Source organism: Kitasatospora sp. NPDC047058 (assembly GCF_040643935.1).
Classification (GTDB): domain Bacteria; phylum Actinomycetota; class Actinomycetes; order Streptomycetales; family Streptomycetaceae; genus Kitasatospora.
In genome coordinates this window covers 1-1,448 of record NZ_JBEYVJ010000857.1, presented here as the reverse complement: position 1 = coordinate 1,448, position 1,448 = coordinate 1, and the positions used below count along the sequence as shown (strand labels likewise).

The 1,448-nt window shown below is 78.0% G+C and carries 2 protein-coding genes; both read left to right on the top strand.

Going from position 1 to position 1,448, the window contains the following annotated elements; genetic code table 11:
• Positions 1-466 (top strand): hypothetical protein (locus ABZ885_RS41120; protein ID WP_360200321.1); only part of this gene is annotated, 466 nt, incomplete at its 5' end.
• 93 nt (positions 467-559) lie between these two features.
• Positions 560-1,312, top strand: a complete 753-nt coding sequence (locus tag ABZ885_RS41115) for a (2Fe-2S)-binding protein (RefSeq protein WP_360200319.1) — start codon at positions 560-562, stop codon at positions 1,310-1,312.
• Positions 1,313-1,448: the final 136 nt, after the last annotated feature.

Sequence of the window (1,448 nt, the reverse complement as noted above, 5' to 3'; positions counted from 1 at the left end):
CGGCCATGCCGACTCCGCGCCCGCCGGTGCCTCGGCCGCCCGGCTGCGGGGCAGCGGCGACGCCACCCTCACCCGGTTCTTCCCCGGGATGGAGGGCGACAAGGTCCACCTCGACGTCGACGTGCACACCAAGGTCAACAACTCCCCCTCGCACGCCCGGGGCCACTTCCACGTGACCCACCACCGCCCGGACGGGCAGCTGGTGGCCGACCTCGAGGGCGACCTCACCTGCCTGGCCGTCGGCGGCCGGGACGCGATCACCACCGGCGTGGTGACCAAGGCCGAGACGCCCTGGTTCCCCGGGACCGGGTTCGTGGGCACCAAGGTGTCGCTCACGGTGCAGGACGACGGCCGCGCCGACCGTCTGGGCTGGCTCCTGGGCGCGTTCGGCGTCCCGGTGGCGGACTGCCAGGGCACGGTACCGTTCATCGGGACCGACCACGGCAACCTCACCGTACGGGGCTGACCGCCCGACCCGCCTCGCCCGGAGGAACCACCCGATGCCCGACCGCCGCCCGGCCGCCGCCCACCACCACCGGCCGCGGACGGCGGTCCCCCGGTGACCGCCGCCGCGCCCGACTACCGCCGGCTCGCCGCCGTCGGCCCGTACTTCGCGCTGGACGCCGCCACCGCGCCCACGGACGGTCCGCCGCCCGGCTTCCGGCCGTTGCGCGAGCTGTACGCGGCCGGGCCGGACGCGCCGCTCGCCGTGCGGGTGCGCGAGGTGGCACGGCGGCTCGGCACCGCCGAACCGCGGGTCGCGGCCTCGATCCTGCACCTCGGACTGGCCGCCCGGTTCTGTTCGGTGAGCCTGGGTGCGGCCGTCCTGCTGGACGTCGTCCCCGACCTCGACCCGGACCGGGCGCACGTCCGGGTACCGGACCAGGGCCCGATCGACCTGTGGACGCCGTACCGGAGCACGCCCGAGCCATGGACACCCGAGCCGTGGACACCCGAGCCGTGGACGCCCGGGACAACGCAGGCCGACCACCTCCACCACGCCCTGGTCGAGGGCCAGTTGGCACCGCTCGCCGCCGCCGTCCGGGCCGCGGTGCCGCTCTCGGAACGGCTGCTCGACGGCAACGCCGCCTCCGCGCTGGCGGGCGCCCTGCGGATGCTCGGCCCCCGCGCGGCCCCCGGCCGGGCCCGCGCCCTCGTGGCGGAGCTGCTCGAACGGCCGCCGCTGGCCGGCACGGGAACGCTGCGGGGCGCGGGCTTCCGGCGCACCAGCTGCTGCCTGTACTACCGGGTGGGACCGGGCGCCGGCGTCTGCGGCGACTGCTGTTTCACCCGCCCGCCCGGCCGCCCCTGACCGCCCGCCGGCACCCCCGGCCCATCGCGTACCGACCCCCGCGCGCCCCACGCCACCGGCCCCGCAGGTGGGCCGAGCAGCACCCCGTCCCGCACCCGCCGCCCCTCCACCGCGGCCGCGGGTGCCGGCCGCCTCC